Annotated in this window: 15 protein-coding genes; 5 read left to right on the plus strand and 10 right to left on the minus strand. The window is 57.8% G+C overall.

The genetic code is table 11. The annotated features are described in order from the left end of the window. Window positions 1-188 precede the first annotated feature (188 nt). On the plus strand, window positions 189-1,637 hold the full coding sequence (gene thiI / locus ACWKX3_RS10650; RefSeq protein WP_058609301.1) for a tRNA uracil 4-sulfurtransferase ThiI: 1,449 nt from the start codon (window positions 189-191) through the stop codon (window positions 1,635-1,637). A 92-nt stretch (window positions 1,638-1,729) separates the two neighbouring features. Here the strand turns inward: thiI and yajL are convergent, their stop codons facing one another. Together yajL and panE are read right to left on the minus strand one after the other, a co-directional pair. Continuing rightward, window positions 1,730-2,323: a protein deglycase YajL gene (gene yajL / locus ACWKX3_RS10655; RefSeq protein WP_042320805.1), complete on the minus strand. Its 594-nt coding sequence runs from the start codon at window positions 2,321-2,323 to the stop codon at window positions 1,730-1,732. Continuing rightward, window positions 2,286-3,197 carry a 2-dehydropantoate 2-reductase gene (gene panE, locus ACWKX3_RS10660; RefSeq protein WP_454541723.1) on the minus strand — a complete coding sequence of 304 codons (912 nt, stop codon included), beginning with the start codon at window positions 3,195-3,197 and terminating at the stop codon, window positions 2,286-2,288. Before panE ends, yajL begins: the two co-directional genes overlap by 38 nt. A 124-nt stretch (window positions 3,198-3,321) precedes the next feature. Between panE and ACWKX3_RS10665 the strand changes: the two genes are divergently transcribed. Then, complete coding sequence (locus ACWKX3_RS10665; protein WP_042320808.1) at window positions 3,322-3,813, plus strand: YajQ family cyclic di-GMP-binding protein; 492 nt, start codon at window positions 3,322-3,324, stop codon at window positions 3,811-3,813. A gap of 32 nt (window positions 3,814-3,845) precedes the next feature. On the opposite strand, the gene ACWKX3_RS10670 is transcribed toward ACWKX3_RS10665, so the two are convergent. The 7 genes from ACWKX3_RS10670 to ACWKX3_RS10700 all read right to left on the minus strand — a co-directional run bounded on the left by ACWKX3_RS10670 (window position 3,846) and on the right by ACWKX3_RS10700 (window position 12,139). Further along, window positions 3,846-5,207, minus strand: a complete 1,362-nt coding sequence (locus ACWKX3_RS10670; protein WP_042320811.1) for an MFS transporter — start codon at window positions 5,205-5,207, stop codon at window positions 3,846-3,848. 115 nt (window positions 5,208-5,322) lie between these two features. After that, window positions 5,323-5,970: an L-fuculose-phosphate aldolase gene (fucA, locus tag ACWKX3_RS10675; protein ID WP_137271673.1), complete on the minus strand. Its 648-nt coding sequence runs from the start codon at window positions 5,968-5,970 to the stop codon at window positions 5,323-5,325. A gap of 27 nt (window positions 5,971-5,997) precedes the next feature. Beyond that, on the minus strand, window positions 5,998-6,993 hold the full coding sequence (locus ACWKX3_RS10680; RefSeq protein WP_006176890.1) for a LacI family DNA-binding transcriptional regulator: 996 nt from the start codon (window positions 6,991-6,993) through the stop codon (window positions 5,998-6,000). 61 nt (window positions 6,994-7,054) lie between these two features. Continuing rightward, window positions 7,055-8,644, minus strand: a complete 1,590-nt coding sequence (locus tag ACWKX3_RS10685) for an FGGY-family carbohydrate kinase (protein WP_454541724.1) — start codon at window positions 8,642-8,644, stop codon at window positions 7,055-7,057. An 11-nt stretch (window positions 8,645-8,655) separates the two neighbouring features. Continuing rightward, window positions 8,656-9,606 carry an ABC transporter substrate-binding protein gene (locus ACWKX3_RS10690; RefSeq protein WP_006176892.1) on the minus strand — a complete coding sequence of 317 codons (951 nt, stop codon included), beginning with the start codon at window positions 9,604-9,606 and terminating at the stop codon, window positions 8,656-8,658. Window positions 9,607-9,653: 47 nt separating this feature from the next. Beyond that, complete coding sequence (locus ACWKX3_RS10695; RefSeq protein ID WP_101738159.1) at window positions 9,654-10,637, minus strand: ABC transporter permease; 984 nt, start codon at window positions 10,635-10,637, stop codon at window positions 9,654-9,656. A gap of 2 nt (window positions 10,638-10,639) precedes the next feature. Then, on the minus strand, window positions 10,640-12,139 hold the full coding sequence (locus ACWKX3_RS10700; RefSeq protein ID WP_454541725.1) for a sugar ABC transporter ATP-binding protein: 1,500 nt from the start codon (window positions 12,137-12,139) through the stop codon (window positions 10,640-10,642). A 408-nt stretch (window positions 12,140-12,547) separates the two neighbouring features. On the opposite strand from ACWKX3_RS10700, the gene ACWKX3_RS10705 reads away from it, so the two are divergent. Genes ACWKX3_RS10705 through fucU form a run of 3 tightly spaced genes read left to right on the plus strand, consistent with a single transcriptional unit; the run spans window position 12,548 to window position 16,196 of the window. Further along, complete coding sequence (locus ACWKX3_RS10705; RefSeq protein ID WP_454541726.1) at window positions 12,548-14,326, plus strand: L-fucose isomerase; 1,779 nt, start codon at window positions 12,548-12,550, stop codon at window positions 14,324-14,326. A 42-nt stretch (window positions 14,327-14,368) separates the two neighbouring features. After that, window positions 14,369-15,775 (plus strand): L-fuculokinase, encoded by a 1,407-nt coding sequence (gene fucK, locus ACWKX3_RS10710; RefSeq protein ID WP_454541860.1) that lies wholly within the window; start codon window positions 14,369-14,371, stop codon window positions 15,773-15,775. Continuing rightward, entirely contained in the window at window positions 15,768-16,196 is a 429-nt protein-coding gene (fucU, locus tag ACWKX3_RS10715; protein ID WP_102891345.1) for an L-fucose mutarotase, read from the plus strand. Before fucK ends, fucU begins: the two co-directional genes overlap by 8 nt. A 40-nt stretch (window positions 16,197-16,236) precedes the next feature. Here the strand turns inward: fucU and cyoE are convergent, their stop codons facing one another. After that, on the minus strand, window positions 16,237-17,124 hold the full coding sequence (cyoE, locus tag ACWKX3_RS10720; protein ID WP_006176898.1) for a heme o synthase: 888 nt from the start codon (window positions 17,122-17,124) through the stop codon (window positions 16,237-16,239). Window positions 17,125-17,131: the final 7 nt, after the last annotated feature.

The following is a 17,131-nucleotide window of genomic DNA, read 5'->3' on the forward strand; positions in this document are numbered from 1 at the left end:
TGAATTGACTCTTATATTCTCAGCCCCGACATGGTAACGGACTCGGGGCAATTATCAAATAACGCGCAATGTGCACAGGAGCCGCGCGATGGTGGTATACTTGCGCGCCTGGAAGCAGCCTTCGGTTATAGGGGCTGCTGTACTTTTCCATTACAAGCCTTATCGCTTGCCTAAGAAACATTGCCGCCATGAAGTTTATCATTAAATTGTTCCCTGAAATCACCATCAAAAGCCAATCTGTGCGTTTGCGCTTTATTAAAATTCTCACCGGGAACATCCGTAACGTATTAAAGCACTACGATGACACCCTTGCCGTGGTGCGTCACTGGGACCACGTAGAAGTTCGCGCGAAAGACGAAAACAAGCGTCTGGATATTCGCGACGCGCTGACCCGCATTCCGGGTATCCACCATATTCTGGAAGTGGAAGATGTACCCTTCACTTCCCTGCATGACATCTTTGAGAAGGCGCTGGCGCAGTATCGCGATCAGATCGAAGGCAAAACCTTCTGCGTGCGCGTGAAGCGTCGCGGCAAGCATGAGTTCAGCTCAATTGAAGTGGAACGCTACGTTGGCGGCGGTCTGAACCAGCACGTTGAAACGGCGCGCGTGCGTCTGACTCACCCTGACGTGACCGTGAATCTCGAAATCGAGAACGATCGCCTGCTGCTGGTGAAAGGCCGCTACGAAGGTATCGGCGGCTTCCCGATCGGCACGCAGGAAGATGTGCTGTCGCTGATCTCTGGCGGTTTTGACTCCGGCGTTTCCAGCTATATGCTGATGCGTCGTGGCTGTCGCGTTCACTACTGCTTCTTCAACCTGGGAGGCGCGGCGCATGAAATTGGCGTACGTCAGGTGGCGCATTATCTGTGGAACCGCTTCGGTAGCTCCCACCGTGTACGCTTTGTGGCGATCAACTTTGAACCGGTTGTCGGTGAAATCCTGGAGAAGGTCGACGACGGTCAGATGGGCGTGGTGCTCAAGCGCATGATGGTGCGCGCAGCGTCGAAAGTGGCTGAGCGCTACGGCGTGCAGGCGCTGGTCACCGGCGAAGCGCTGGGCCAGGTGTCGAGCCAGACCCTGACCAACCTGCGCCTGATCGATAACGTCTCCGACACGCTGATCCTGCGCCCGCTGATCTCCCATGACAAAGAGCACATCATCGATCTGGCGCGTGAAATCGGCACTGAAGATTTCGCCCGTACCATGCCGGAATATTGCGGCGTGATCTCGAAAAGCCCAACCGTGAAGGCGGTGAAGGCGAAAATCGAAGCGGAAGAAGAAAACTTTGATTTCGCAATCCTGGATAAGGTGGTGGCGGAAGCGTCGAACATCGATATCCGCGAGATCGCTCAGCAGACTCAGCAGGACGTCGTAGAAGTTGAAACCGTCAGCGGTTTCGGCGCTAACGACGCGATCCTTGATATTCGCTCCGTTGACGAGCAGGACGACAAACCATTGCAGGTTGAAGGCGTTGAGGTCGTGTCTCTGCCGTTCTACAAGCTGAGCACCAAATTCGGCGATCTTGATCAGAGCAAAACCTACCTGCTGTGGTGTGAGCGTGGCGTGATGAGCCGTCTGCAGGCGCTCTATCTGCGTGAGCAGGGCTTTGCCAATGTGAAGGTGTATCGCCCGTAGCGTTCTTGCCCGGTAGCGCGAGCGCTTACCGGGCCTGCGTTGTGGTCTTGTAGGCCGGGTAAGACGTAGCCGTCACCCGGCTTTTTTATGCATCAGGCTTCGTAGAAATTATAAATTCCCGCCGCCATCACCAGCGACGAAGCCACTTCGTAGGCCTTCTCGCGCCCGACCAGCAGGTCGATAATCTTCAGCCCGAAATCAATCGCCGTACCTGGCCCCTGGCTGGTGAGCAGGTTGACGCGCGGGTCCCAGACAACGCGCTTGTCCACCCACTGATCTTCCGGGATGGTCTCTTTGAGCGCAGGGAAGCCGGTCATGTTGCCAATCGGGAAGAGATCGTGCGGCACCAGAACCGTGCCGGCTGCGGCGCAGATAGTGGCGACGATGCGCCCTGAAAGGTGAAACTGACGAACGGTCTCAACCAGCAGCGGGCTGTCGCGAAAACACTCCGCGCCTTTCAGACCGCCAGGCAGCACGATGATGTCGTAATCGCCATCCGCCACCTGCACCAGCGGCGCATCGGCGAGGATCTTCACGCCGCGTGAGCAGGTGACAGCCAGATTGCCGTCGCTGGCCACGCTGGCCGTTGTGACGGCGATACCGCCGCGTACCATCACATCGATGGTGGTCACGGCTTCCATTTCTTCGCTACCAGGGGCGAGGCAGACCAGTGCCGACACGCTCATATTCACTCTCCTTACGTTTAACCAGGTCATACAGGCGGGCGTTTTCCGGCACTGCAACACCGTGCGCGCGAGCGCGTTTTAACAGATAGCCGGTGATATAGTCGATTTCGGTATGGCGTAGCGCCCGAACGTCCTGCAGCATCGACGAGATATTTTCTGCCGTACTATCAATTACCTGGTCGACATAATAGCGTAAATCCTCCGCCGACGTGTGCAGGCCTTCACGCTCAATCACTGCCGCCACCTCGGCACACAGCACGGCAACCTCCTGCGGATGATTTTGCAGCTCGCCGTTGGGGCAATCCCACAGCGCGGTCAGCGGATTTATCACGCAGTTCACCGCTAGCTTACGCCACAGCTGCGGGCGAATAGTGTTGTGCCAGGCCACGTCCGGCAGCACGCTTTGCAGAACGTCAGCCAGATAGCTGTAGTCGCCATCCTGTTCGCGGGCAGGGCCGATGTGCGTTACGCCGCTGGCAACGTGGACGATGATGTTGCCATCCCGACGCGCGGCGTGCGTGGTAATGCCCATCAGCAGCGGCTGCGCGATACTTTTCAGCTCATCAAGGGTTCCCATGCCGTTGTGCAGCAGCAGAATAGGCGATGTCGGGGGGAGTTGGGCCGCCAGGGCTTTTACCGCATCTGAAACCTGCCACGCTTTCAGCGTGACCAGCAGCAGATCGCTTTGCGCCAGAAAATCCGGATCGTTGGCGATGAGTGATTCGTTAAAGATGCTTCCGTCTTCATCAATCAGGTTTACACTGCAATAGGGCTGTGGCACACGCAGCCAGCCCTGTACCTCGTGTCCGTGCTTGCACAGCGCCGTCAGCCACAGCTGACCAAGCGCCCCGCATCCGAGCACTGTTATTTTCATTGTTCCTCCTCACCTGCAACTGCGCCAGGTGTTACGGCCTAAGTATAGCGCCGTCAGCTAAGCTTCTCGTTATGCCTCGTTACGGGTATTATGCAACGCAACAAAAATGAAGGGAGAAGAAAAGATGCCATCTTTCGATATTGTTTCCGAAGTTGATATCCAGGAAGTCCGCAACGGCGTGGATAACGCAAGCCGTGAAGTTGAGTCACGTTTCGATTTTCGTGGCGTTGAGGCGACGTTTGAGCTGAACGACGCAAATAAGACCATTAAAGTGCTGAGCGAGTCTGATTTCCAGGTCAATCAGCTGCTCGATATTCTGCGCGCCAAGCTGTTAAAACGCGGCATTGAAGGCACCTCGCTGGACGTGCCGGAAGAGTTTGTCCACAGCGGGAAAACCTGGTTTGTTGAAGCCAAACTCAAGCAGGGTATTGAGAGCGCGGTGCAGAAGAAAATCGTTAAGCTCATCAAGGACAGCAAGCTGAAGGTCCAGGCGCAGATCCAGGGCGAAGAGATCCGCGTTACCGGTAAATCCCGTGATGATTTGCAGGGCGTAATGGCGCTGATCCGCGGCGGCGATCTGGGACAGCCGTTCCAGTTTAAAAACTTCCGCGATTAAGACGAAAATGCCCGGTCAGACCGGGCATTTTTTCAGGCGTTTAGCGCCTGCTCCACTTCAAACCGGTTGGTGACTTTGCTGTCAATTTTGACATAGGCGCTGCGCTCTTCCGGGACGATAAGCACTTCATTCACCCCTTCCGTGGCTTCAAGCCGCTGTTTCAGCGTTTCGCTAATCTCTATGCCCTCAGGGATTTCAACGCGCAGGCTGCTCACGTAGCGTGGCTCTTTCATGGTGCTGGAGACAAACAGCCAGACCATCGCCAGCAGCGCCCCCATCAGGAATACGGTTTGCGAGTCAAACAGGCCGTCCACCCAGCCGCCGAGCGAGCCGCCGATAGCCACGCCGAGGAACTGGCTGGTGGAGTAAATGCCCATCGCCGTGCCTTTATAGCCCGCAGGAGACTCTTTGCTGATCAGCGACGGCAGCAGGGCTTCCATCAGGTTAAACGCCAGGAAGAACAGCTGCACGCCGGCAACCAGCTCCCAGAAGTGCGGGCCGGAGCCCCACAGCACGATCTCCGCAATCAGCAGCAGCGCCACGCAGCCCACGAAAACGCGCTTCATCTTGCGCTTCACTTCGGCATAGATAATAAACGGCACCACCGAGAGGAAGGAGATGAGCATCGTCACCAGATAAATTTTCCAGTGTTCTTCCGCCGGGAAGCCCGCAGCCGCCAGCTGGCCCGGCAGGGCGACAAAGGTCGACATCAGCAGAATATGCAGACACATGATGCCGAAGTTCAGCTTCAGCAGGCGCGGTTCAACCAACACTTTGCTGAAGCAGCCTTTCACCATGCCGGACTCACGGTTGAGGACGTGGTTTTTGCTGTCCGGCACCACCCACAGGGTTAAGGCGATACCCACGCTCGCCAGCACGGCGATCATCCAGAACAGGGCGTGCAGGCCGAGGTGATGGGTAATGATCGGGCCGAGAACCATCGCGATGGCAAAGGTGACGCCAAAGCTGACGCCGATAAACGCCATCGCCTTGGTGCGGTTTTGCTCGCGGGTTAAATCCGACAGGAGCGCCATGACGGCAGCGGCAATCGCGCCGGAGCCTTGCAGGGCGCGGCCAAGAATAATCCCCCAGATGGAGTCGGAGAGGGCGGCAATCACGCTGCCGAGCACAAAGACGAGCAGCCCGCCGACGATAAGCGGTTTACGGCCCACGCGGTCTGACAGCAGGCCAAAGGGGATCTGGAAAATGGCCTGGGCTAAACCATAGATACCAATGGCCAGGCCAATCAACGCTTCGCTGGCGCCCTGAAGCGCCATGCCGTACGTGGTCAGAACAGGCAGGACCATAAACATGCCAAGCATACGTAGCGAGAAAACAGTCCCTAAACCCCAGGTCGCGCGCAACTCGCCCGGCGTCATTTTATAATCGTTCATTACCACCTCTACCAAAAAGCAGGCCATAGTTTAGGCGGGGTGATAAGTGTGGTAAATAGGTGTTTGTTTAAGAGATATTACGAGGGTGTAATAAAAGCACCCCCGGGTAAAAAAATTACGCTTCCACGCGCAGGCCGTAGCTTTTGAATTTCTCCAGCACGACGGCAATTTCGTCGTCATCCAGCACCGGAACCGGGTCTACAATCGCCACCGTTGTCAGATACAGTTTTGCCAGCACTTCCACCTCCTGTGCCAGCCACAGCGCTTTTTCGAGACTCTCTTCGCAGGTGATTAACCCATGATGCTGCAGCAGCGTGGCGTTGCGATCGCGCAGGGCAACGGCAACGTGTTCGGATAACGCCCGCGTGCCGAAGGTGGCGTAGGGCGCGCAGGGGATTGAGTTGCCGCCCGCGGCCGCGATCATGTAGTGAATGGCCGGGATCGGACGATTGAGTATCGAAACCGCCGTGCAGTGGACGGCATGGTTATGCACCACCGCGTTGGCTTCCGGGCGGGTTTGATACACCACCTGATGAAAACGCCATTCGCTGGACGGCAGCTTCCCCTCCTCGTGGCGACCCCCGGCATCAACGTAGACGATGCTCTCTTCGGTCAGGCGCTCGTAGGGAATGCCGGTCGGCGTGATCAGCATGCCGTCGCGGTAGCGCACGCTGATATTGCCTGCGGTGCCCTGATTCAATCCCAGATGGGTCATCTCAAGGCAGGTGTCGATGATGTCTCTGGCTAATCTGGCTCGTTCCATTTTTATTCTCCGGGTACAGTTTTATTTTTACTGACGGGAACGTTTGACCAGCTTCATATCCACCTTCGCCGTCTCGTTGACCGCTTCGCCGTCGATGGCTCGTTGCATCAGCTCAAACGCTTTTTCCGCCCAGGTATCTTCATCCTGCTGCATCGACCAGACGCTGTTCGGCAGGAATCCCAGCATGGGGTGTTCATCGAACGTACCGATATTGATGTGCTGCGGCACGGTGCCGGCGCGCGCGCGCAGCGCCTCGATTGCCCCTTCCAGCACCGGGAGCGACGAGGCGATAAAGGCCTGGGGCACGCCATGGCTGTCGATCAGTTTGTCCATCAGGGCATATCCTCCCTGCGGCGTATTGTCCGGGCCTTCAATCACCCAGTCGCGGTGATCAATGCCCGCCGTGTTCAGGGCATGCAAATAGCCGTTAAGTCGGTCAGTGATGCTCGGCAGGGCGGTATCGCCTACCAGGAACCAGAGCGGGGTATCGCTGACGCCCAACATGCTGCGCGCCAGTTCATCGCCACCGGCTTCGTTATGACTCTCCACCAGCGCGTTGTCGGTGAAGCCAAAATCCCGGTCGAGAAGCACCAGCGGCTTTTGGATCTGCCGCAGATGATGCTGCTGGTTTTCCAGCGTCGAGGGGACGATAAACAGGCCATCGACGTTTCGCGCCATCAGGGCTCTGACCAGCTTGTTCTCATAGTCCACGTCGTTGTAGGTACAGCTGATCATCAGCTGATAGCCCGAACGGCGGCAGCGCAGCTCCAGCTTTTCTGCAAGCGTGGCGAAGAACACGTTCGAGATATTGGGGACGATCAGCCCCAGCGTCTCGGTTTTGTTCAGCTTCAGGCTGCGTGCTGAATGATTCAGGGTGTAGCCGTAGCGCTCAACGTGTTCATTGATTCTGGCCTGCGTTTTCATGCTGATCCGGTACTGCCCGGCTTTGCCGCCCAGCACCAGGCGCACGGTGGTAACGGATAAATTCAGATCCTTCGCTATCTGTTCAACTGTTTTGGCCATCGCTACGCCTCAATCCTTTTCGTGTGTGAAAAACCGCAGATAAAGCATACGCATCCTGCCATTACATTTCCTGTTGCATCAGTTGATTAAGCGCCTGCTGCTGGGTCCATAGCGCCAGGTAGGCGGCATATTTTTGCTGGTGGAAGGTGGCGGTTTCCGGGCGAGGGGCGATGGCGTCGCCGGTGTTGACCATCGCCCGGGTCGCGTCGGACAGCGTTGCCCACGCGCCGCTGGCAACCGCGCCACAGAGTGCAGCCCCCAGCGTAACGGCATCTTCTTCAGCCAGAAGGTGAATGTGACAGCCGGTGGCATCGGCATACTCCCGCAGCCACAGCCGGTTATGGGTCGCCCCGCCGCAGATAACAATGCGCGACAGCCTGTGACCGTGATTGTGCAGGGTGTCGATGATATGCCGCGTGCCGTAGGCGATAGCCTGCAACGTCGCAAGGTAGAGCCTCGCCAGCGCGCGCTCGCCGGTTTCTAGCGTCAGCCCCACTACGCTCCCCCGGGCGTCCGGGCGCGAGCGCGGGGAACGGTTGCCGTGGTGATCCGCCAGAACATGCAGGTTACGGGTCGGGTATTTCTCTTCCTGCTCCAGCGCGGCCACCCAGTCGTTAATTACCGCGACCGGATGGCGTTGCGCCGCCTCGGCTTTGGCAAACAGCGCCGCGCTGGCGTGATGCTCGCGCAGCGTCCAGTCAACCAGCGCGCCCGCGGCGCTTTGCCCGCCCTCCGTCAGCCAGTAGCCGGGAAGCATCGCCCCCCAGTACGGGCCCCAGACGCCGGGAGTAAAGATCGCCGTCTGGCTGGCAAGCATATGGCAGTTTGAGGTGCCGCTAATCAGCGCCAGCGTACCTTCAGGCTGTGCGCCGGTCAGCGCCACGCCGCCCGCGTGGGCGTCAATCATCCCGCTGGCGACAATAACGTGTTCGGGTAATCCCAGCTCTTGTGCGGCCAGCGGGCTTAGCGTGCCGGCGCGGTCGGCCACGTCGAGGATCGTCTCTGGGATTTTGGTCAGCAGGCTCTCCAGCCCCACGGCCTGAAGCAGCGTATCGCTGAAGCGCGCCTCGTGCGCCAGATAGTTCCACTTGCAGGTGAGGGTGCACAGGCTGGCGACGTCCTGACCGGTCGCTTTCCACACCAGAAAATCAGCCAGATCGAAAAAGCGCCAGGCGTTGTTCCAGGTTTCAGGATGGCGTTCTTTAAGCCACAGCAGCTTTGGCAGCTCCATCTCAATGCTCACCTCGCCGCCCACGTAGCCAAGTGCCGGGTCGCGGGTGGCATTGATGCGGGCAGTCTCCTCCTGCGCCCGGTGATCCATCCACATAATAATGTCCTGCGCCGCCGGGCTGTCCGGCGACGCGCTCAGGCCATGGCCCTGGGCGTCCAGCGCCACCAGCGAGCAGGTGGCGTCGAACCCTATGGAGCGGATCGCGTCGCGGGCGACCCCGGATGCATTGACGGCTTCCCGTACCGCGGCGCAAACCTGCTGCCAGATTTCCGCAGAGGATTGTTCTACGCGCGCGTTGTCGGCGCGAAACTGCGAAATCGGGCGGGTCGCGAAGCGCAAACGCTCGCCCTGTGCGGAGTACAGCCCGGCGCGCACGCTGGCCGATCCGACGTCAACCCCGAGGAAATAGCCGTCACTCATCCTGAACTCCCTTATTTTTTACCAAACGGATGCAGCAGTTTATCAATTTCAGGGGTGTTGATATTCTGCGCGTTGACATATTTGACTGGAATATCAATTTCTTTCGCCACGGTCTGCCCGGCGATCGCCGCATTAAGCGCCTTAATCCCCTGATAGCCAATCTGGTATGCGTCCTGCACCACAAACCCCTGGATCACACCGTTCTTGAGGAAGTTGATGATCGCTTCGGTACTGTCGAAGCCGATGACTTTGACTTTGCCTTTCAGGTTTTGGCTGTCGATGGCGTTCGCCACGCCCAGCGTTGAACCTTCGTTGGTGGCATAAATGCCCGCGATATCCGGGTTGGCCTGAACCATATCGATGGTTTTATCCATCGCTTTTTGCGGATCGCCGTCGCTGTACTGCACCGGCAGCACCTGAATGTCCGGGTACTTCGCCTTCATCTCTTCGCTGAAACCTTCGGAGCGTTCGATAGCCGATGTTGTTCCGGCAACGTGCGCAATAATGCCCACCTTGCCTTTTTTGCCGACCTGTTCGGCCAGCGCATCGGCCGCCTGCGCGCCCGCCTTGCGGTTGTTGGTGGCGACAAAGCTGGCCGGAATATCGGAGTTAACGCCGGAGTCAAAGGTCACGACCTTGATCCCGCGGCTGTTGGCGGTTTCCACCAGCGGGGCAAGGGCGTTGGCGTCCAGCGCAGCCAGCAGCAGGCCGTCCGGTTTTTGCGCCATGGTGTTTTCCACCAGCTGGATCTGCTCGGCGATTTGCGTTTCATCCGCCGGGCCTACGTAGCTGGTCTTATCCCCCAGCTCTTTTGCAGCGGCTTCGGTCCCCATTTTGACCGTTTGCCAGAATTCGTGCTGGTAGCCTTTACTGACCACCGGCAGGTTTAACTCTTTCGCCAGCGCGCTGCTGGTCATGATTGCGGCGAGCGACAGGGCGCTCAGGATATGGCTGGTTTTCATTATTTTGCTCCGTAGTAGGGTTTGCAGGGCTTTTTTATGTCGGGAACCTAACGCATTCTTTTACGCAACGTATCCAGATAGACGGCAGCAACGACCACGACTCCCATCGCCACCATCTGCCAGAACTGGGAGACCCCCATCAAATTGAGGCCGTTTTTCAGCACGCTCATAATGAACGCGCCGATGATGGTGCCGCCGATGGTACCCACGCCGCCCATCAGGCTGGTGCCGCCGATAACCACGGCAGCGATAGCTTCCAGCTCGTAACCCACCCCCACGGTGGGCTGGCCGGAGTTGAGGCGAGAGGCGAGGATCACCCCGGCCACGCCGGTTAACAGGCCGCAGAAGGCATAGACGAAAATCTTCACCCGCTGCACGTTGATCCCGGAAAGGTGCGCTGCGGTTTCATTGCTGCCGACGGCGTAGATATAGCGCCCCATCACCGTTTTTTTCAGGATCCACATGGCAATCAGCGCCACAATCACCAGGTAAAACACCGGATAGGGCAGGACATCGAACAGACGGCCCTGCGCCAGCATTCGGAACTGCGGGTAGTCAGAGAAGTAAATCGCGCGCCCGTCGGTCATCACCATGTTGATGCCGCGAACCGACATCATCAGCCCGAGGGTGGCGATAAACGGCGGGATGGTCATCTTCGTCACCAAAAATGCGTTCACATAGCCGCACACGCCGCCCGCCAGCACGCCCGCCAGAATACACACCGGCAGCGGCAGTCCAAACCCGGCGGCGATCCCCACTGCAACGCCTGAAAAGGCCACCACCGAGCCAAGCGACAGGTCGATCCCGGCGGTGATAATCACAAAGGTGACGCCAATAGCCATGATGCCAATCACCGCCGTTTGCAGGGCGATGGTCATGATATTTTCGGTATTAAAGAAGAACGGTGAGCTGAAGCTGAAAAACAGCACCAGCAGCACCAGGCTAAACAGGGGGGCGAGGCGCATCAGTAGCGCTTTATTTATCTTCACAGAAGCATTCCCGCGTTGCGGCGAAGGGACGGTAACGGACATGATTAATCCTCCAGCGTGGCGTATTGCATGATTTTTTCCTGAGTGGCGTGCTCAGCCTCTATTTCGCCGGCAATACGACCGCTGCGCATCACCAGGATGCGGTCGCACATGCCCAACACTTCCGGCAGTTCGGATGAAATCATGATGATCGATTTACCTTTAGCGACAAGGCGGTTCATTAATTCATAAATTTCCAGCTTGGCGCCGACGTCTATTCCCCGGGTTGGCTCATCAAAAATTAAAATGTCGGTGTCTTTACAGACCCAGCGGGCGATGATGATCTTTTGCTGATTGCCGCCGCTGAGGTTGAGGGCCGCCTGTTCCAGATGCGGCGTTTTAATTCGCAACGCATCCACCAGTTTTTGGCTGGACGCCCGGCAGCGTTTTTCATCAACGTTGCCCGCCACGCCGGAATAGTCCGGGTAATTGCCGAGCATGATGTTCATTTCAACGGAGAGGCCGAGGGCAAGCCCCTCTTTTTTGCGGTCTTCGGTTAAATAGCTGATGCCTTTGCCAATGGCGTCCGCCACGTCTTTGATGCGGGTTGGCGTGCCGTTCAGCGTCAGGGTGCCGGCGTCGATTGGATCGGCCCCAAACAGCGCTCTGCCAAGCTCCGTCCGGCCCGCGCCCATCAGACCGGCCAGGCCGAGGATCTCCCCGCGCCAGAGGGTAAAATCGATATCCTTCAGCACGCCGTTGCGCGTCAGGCCAGTTACCTCAAGCACTTTCTCGGTGCGCTGATGCGGTGGGCGTTTGGGATAGATATTGTCGAGATGGCGGCCCACCATCATGGCGATCAGCTCGCTAATCTGCACCCTGTCGTAATCGACGGTGGCGATGTACTGCCCGTCGCGCATTACCGTGGCGCGGTCGGCAATCAGCGCCAGCTCCTCCAGGCGGTGCGAGATGTAGACGATACCTGTTCCCTGGGCCTTGAGCATATGCGTCACCTCGAACAGGCTCTCTATTTCGCTCTCGGTCAGCGCGGCGGTGGGCTCATCCATAATCAGCACTTTTGCGTTAACGGAAATGGCTTTGGCAATTTCCACCATCTGCTGCTGAGCCACGGTTAAATCACTGACCCGGGCATCCGGGGCAATCTTTAAATTCAGGGTTTGCAGTATTTTCTCAACCGCCTGGCGCTGCGCTCGTTTATCGAGCTGCCAGCGGCTGTTTTTGCAAAACTCACGGCCAATAAAGATATTCTCTTCGACGGTTAAATCGGGAAAGAGATTGAATTCCTGATGGATGATGGTAATACCCGCCAGCTGGGCGCTGAGCGGATCGCTGAATGAAACCGGCTGGCCTTCAAACAGGATCTCTCCCGCATCAGGTTGATACACGCCGGACAGAATTTTCATCAGCGTCGATTTACCGGCGCCGTTTTCGCCCAGCAGGGCATGCACCTCGCCGCGACGTAAATCAAAATCAACCTGGCTCAGCGCAAGGACGCCGGGAAAGCGTTTCGTTATCCGCTTCATCTGTATAAGAGTTTCTGACATTGCAAGATTCCTGTGTTGGAAAGGCAATGAATCACTGGCATAACGGTTTTATAAGTAAGCTAACTCGACTTAGCTTGCGTCTTTAAAAGCTATTTTAGGGTCAGAATTTAGCCAAATCATTTGTATTCAAATTGTGACGCTGTGCAAAGGTAATTTATTAACTTATTGATAAATATCCGATAAGGCTATTTTCGCTGAATCGTAATACCTGACGCCGATCGAATTTTGACCGCTCATCGTGAAACTGCTCACAGATCCTGCACAATTCTCTTGTCTCGTTTTCAGTGCAAAACCTAAGCTAATTCGAGTTAGCAAATTTCACATCTCTCGGTCAACGGCGCTGTCGATGCGCGTTTTGTACGGCTACGCTCCATGAAACGGAGAGGTTAACCAACGTGAGGAAGGGCTATGAAAACAAAAACAGCGTTACCCCGTATTGGCATTCGACCCGTTATCGATGGCCGTCGGCTGGGTGTACGCGAATCTCTGGAAGCGCAGACCATGAACATGGCGAAGGCAACGGCGGCGCTGTTGAGCGAAAAACTCCGCCATCCCTGCGGAAAGCCTGTGGAATGCGTGATTGCCGATACCTGCATCGCCGGTATGGCCGAGTCGGCGGCCTGTGAGGAGAAGTTCAGCACTTCGCACGTTGGCCTGACGATAACCGTGACGCCCTGCTGGTGTTATGGCAGCGAAACCATTGATATGGATCCCCTGCGTCCGAAAGCCATCTGGGGCTTTAACGGCACCGAGCGCCCCGGCGCGGTGTATCTGGCGGCGGCGCTGGCGGCGCACAACCAGAAGGGCATCCCGGCGTTTTCGATCTATGGTCACAACGTGCAGGACGCAGGGGACGAGAGTATTCCCGCTGACGTAGAAGAAAAACTGCTGCGCTTCGCCCGGGCGGGCCTGGCGGTTGCCAGCATGAAGGGTAAAAGCTATCTCTCCATCGGCGGCGTCTCGATGGGGATAGCCGGCTCGATTGTCGATCATAACTTCTTTGAATCCTGGCTTGGCATGAAGGTTCAGGCCGTGGACATGACTGAACTGCGTCGCCGCATCGATCATAAGATCTATGATGAGCAGGAGCTTGAGCTGGCGCTGGGCTGGGCGAACGCGCATTTCCGCTTTGGCGAGGACAAAAATGCGCAGCAGTATCGGCGCGACGAGCAGCAAAACGCGGCGATACTGCGCGAAAGCCTGCTAATGGCGATGTGCATCCGCGACATGATGCAGGGCAACGCGAAGCTGGCCGATGCTGGACGCGTGGAGGAGTCGCTGGGCTATAACGCCATCGTCTCCGGCTTCCAGGGGCAGCGCCACTGGACGGATCACTACCCGAACGGCGATACCGCAGAAGCGCTGCTCAACAGCTCCTTCGACTGGAACGGCATTCGCCAGCCCTGCCTGGTGGCAACCGAAAACGACAGCCTGAACGGCGTGGCGATGCTGTTTGGCCATTTGATGACGGGGACGGCACAAATTTTTGCCGACGTGCGCACCTTCTGGTCCCCGGAGTCGGTGGCGCGTGTGACCGGCCAGAAGCTTACCGGGCTTGCTGAGCACGGTATTATCCACCTGATTAACTCCGGTTCGGCTGCGCTCGACGGTACGGCCGAGCAGAAAGATGCTAACGGGAAACCCACCCTCAAGCCGCACTGGGAGATGACCCAGCAGGAGGCCGATGCCTGCCTCGCGGCGACCCGCTGGTGTCCGGCGGTGCATGAATATTTCCGCGGCGGTGGCTTCTCGTCTCATTTCCTCACCCGCGGTGGCGTGCCATTTACCATGACCCGGGTGAATATCATTAAGGGCATTGGCCCGGTACTGCAAATCGCAGAAGGCTGGAGCGTCGATCTGCCCGACGCGGTGCACGACGTACTGAACAAGCGTACGGACTCCACCTGGCCGACGACCTGGTTTGCGCCACGTCTTACCGGGAAAGGCCCGTTCAGCGATGTCTATTCGGTGATGGCAAACTGGGGGGCGAACCACGGGGTGTTGACCGTGGGACACGTCGGGGCCGACTTCATCACCCTGGCATCCATGCTGCGTATTCCGGTGTGCATGCATAACGTGCCGGACGCGCAGATTTACCGCCCGACGGCCTGGGGTGCGCACGGAATGGACGTCGAAGGGCAGGACTACCGCGCCTGCGAAAACTACGGACCGCTGTACAAACGTTAACCCTGACTGCCCGCCTGTCCGGGCGGGCAACCTGTGGGGGCCATAATGAAAAAATGCTTTCTGGTTCTCGACTGCGGTGCGACAAACGTGCGCGCCATTGCGCTCGATCCTGACGGGAAGATTGTGGCGCGTGCGGCTGTCGCAAACGCCAGCGAAAGCGCGGCTGAAAATCCGGCATGGCACCAGTGGTCGCTGGACGCCATCATGCAGCGATTTGCCCAATGCTGTCAGGCGATCGGCGCGGTCCTGAGTACGTACCGGCTGTGCGGCATAAGCGTCACCACCTTCGGGGTGGATGGCGCGCTGGTGGATGAGACGGGAGAGTTGCTTTACCCGGTGATCAGCTGGAAATGTCCGCGCACGGTCGCGGTAATGGAAAATGCGTCCCGACGCTTCTCCCCGGCAGAGCTGCAGCGAATAACCGGGGTAGGGCAGTTTAGTTTTAACACGTTATACAAAGTGCTGTGGCTGCGGGACAACCGTCCCGACCTGCTGCAGCGCGCCCATGCCTGGCTCTTTATCTCCTCGCTGATCAACCATCGCCTGACGGGCAAAATGACCACCGATTTCACCATGGCGGGCACCAGCCAGATGTTCGATCTCGCTCAGCAGCGGTTCAGCGAAGCGATTCTCGCGAAGGCGGGGATATCGCCTTCGCTTTTCCCGGCGCTGGTGTACCCCGGTGACGTTATTGGCGAGCTGCAGCCCGTCGCGGCGGCTCGGCTCGGGTTGCCTCCCGGCGTGCCGGTGATCTCCGCCGGGCATGACACGCAGTTTGCGCTGTTTGGCGCGGGGGCGGGGATTGATGAAGCGGTTCTTTCTTCGGGGACCTGGGAGATCCTGATGGCGCGCACGTCGCGTGTAAACACCGCGTCGCTCATTCACTATCCCGGGGCGACCTGTGAGCTGGACAGCCAGCCGGGGCTGTTTAATCCGGGCACGCAATACATGGCATCCGGCGTGCTGGAGTGGATCCGCAGCCTGTTCTGGTCTCCTGATACGAGCTGGGACACCATCCTTTCTCAGGTGGCGCAGCTGCCGAGGGGGGCGGACGGGGTGACGATGAATACGCAACTGCTCGATTCCCCGCTCGCCGGCTGGCAGGGCGTGACGCTCAACACCACGCCTGCCCACTTTTACCGCGCGGCGCTGGAGGGGCTGACGGCGCGACTGAAAGATAACCTTGGCGCGCTGGAGAACATCGCGCAGTTTACGGCGCGCGAGCTTCTGCTGGCGGGCGGCGGCAGCCGCAATGCGCTGTGGAATCAGCTTAAAGCCGATGCCCTCGGGATCCCGGTTAAAGTGCTTGATGAGGGTGAAACGACGGTGCTTGGTGCGGCCTTGTACGGCTGGTGGGGCACTGGAGAGGCCGCCAGTGCCGTTGCGGCTCGCGCCTGCGTGGAGTATCGCTACCGCTATTTTTATCCAGAGGGAAAAAACCATGCTTAAAATGATATCACCGCTGATCTCACCCGCGCTGCTTAAAACCCTGGCGGAAATGGGGCACGGAGATGAGATTATTTTTGCTGACGCCCATTTTCCCGCGCACAGCCTCGGGCCAGAGGTTATTCGCGCCGACGGCCTGCAGGTGAGCGAGTTACTGGCTGCCGTCATCCCGCTTTTTGAACTCGACAGCTATGCGCCACCGCTGGTGATGATGGCACCCGTGGAAGGGGATACGCTTGATGGTGCGGTAGAGGCGCGGTACCGTCAGGCATTATTCGGCAACGAAGAAGGGGAGGGGATCGTGCGCATCGACCGTTACGCGTTTTACCAACGGGCGCAGCAGGCATTTGCCATCGTCGTGACGGGCGAGACGGCGAAGTACGGCAATATTTTACTGAAGAAAGGCGTGACGCCGCAGGCATAAAAAAAGCCGGGTTCAACCCGGCTTTTTCAATTCAGCACACTTACCAGACGTATGTCAGCAGGCTGTGTGAATCCGGTACCATGAAGTCCACGGACATCATCACGCTGAGTGCGGTAATGGCGATGATGGAGAAGCCGAACAGCTTGCGCGCCCAGACTTTATCATCTTCCACTTTGTAACCACGCAGCGCCATGCCGAGCCACCAGACGCTCACCGCAGCGGCCACCACCAGATATTTGTATCCAGCGTAACCGCCCAGAGAGAGCATCAGCGTTGCCACGGCAAAAGCGATGATGTAGAGCGTGATATGGTTCTTGGCCACTGAAATGCCTTTCACAACCGGCAGAACCGGGATGTTCGCTGCCTGATAATCCTTAAAGCGGAAAATCGCGATGGCATAGGAGTGCGGCATCTGCCACAGGCTAAAGATAGCCAGCAGGATGAGCGCACCGCTGTCGAACTCGTTTGTGACGGCGCAGTAGCCAATCACCGGCGGCGCAGCGCCGGAGAGTGAACCAATCAGCGTGCCGTAGACGGAGTGACGTTTCATATACAGGCTATAAACGCCCACATATACCACGAACCCCATCACCCCCAGCCAGCAGGCCAGCGGGTTAGCACCAAACCACAGCAGCATAAAGCCAGCAATACCCAGCAAGGTGGCGTACACCAGCGAGACGGAAGGGGCGATCAGGCCTTTCACCAGCACCCGATTTTTTGTCCTCTCCATCTTCTTGTCGATATCCATGTCGATGTAATTGTTAAATACACAACCGGACGCAACAACCAGTGACACACCCACCAGCGTGGAAGCAAAGAGGGTGTAATCGATGCTGCCTTTGGAGGCCAGCAGGAACCCTCCGATCACGGAGATCAGGTTGCCAAAGATGATGCCTGGTTTCGTTACTTGCAGGTATTGCTTAAACATACTCGCC

The organism is Enterobacter sp. UPMP2052 (genome assembly GCF_053709675.1).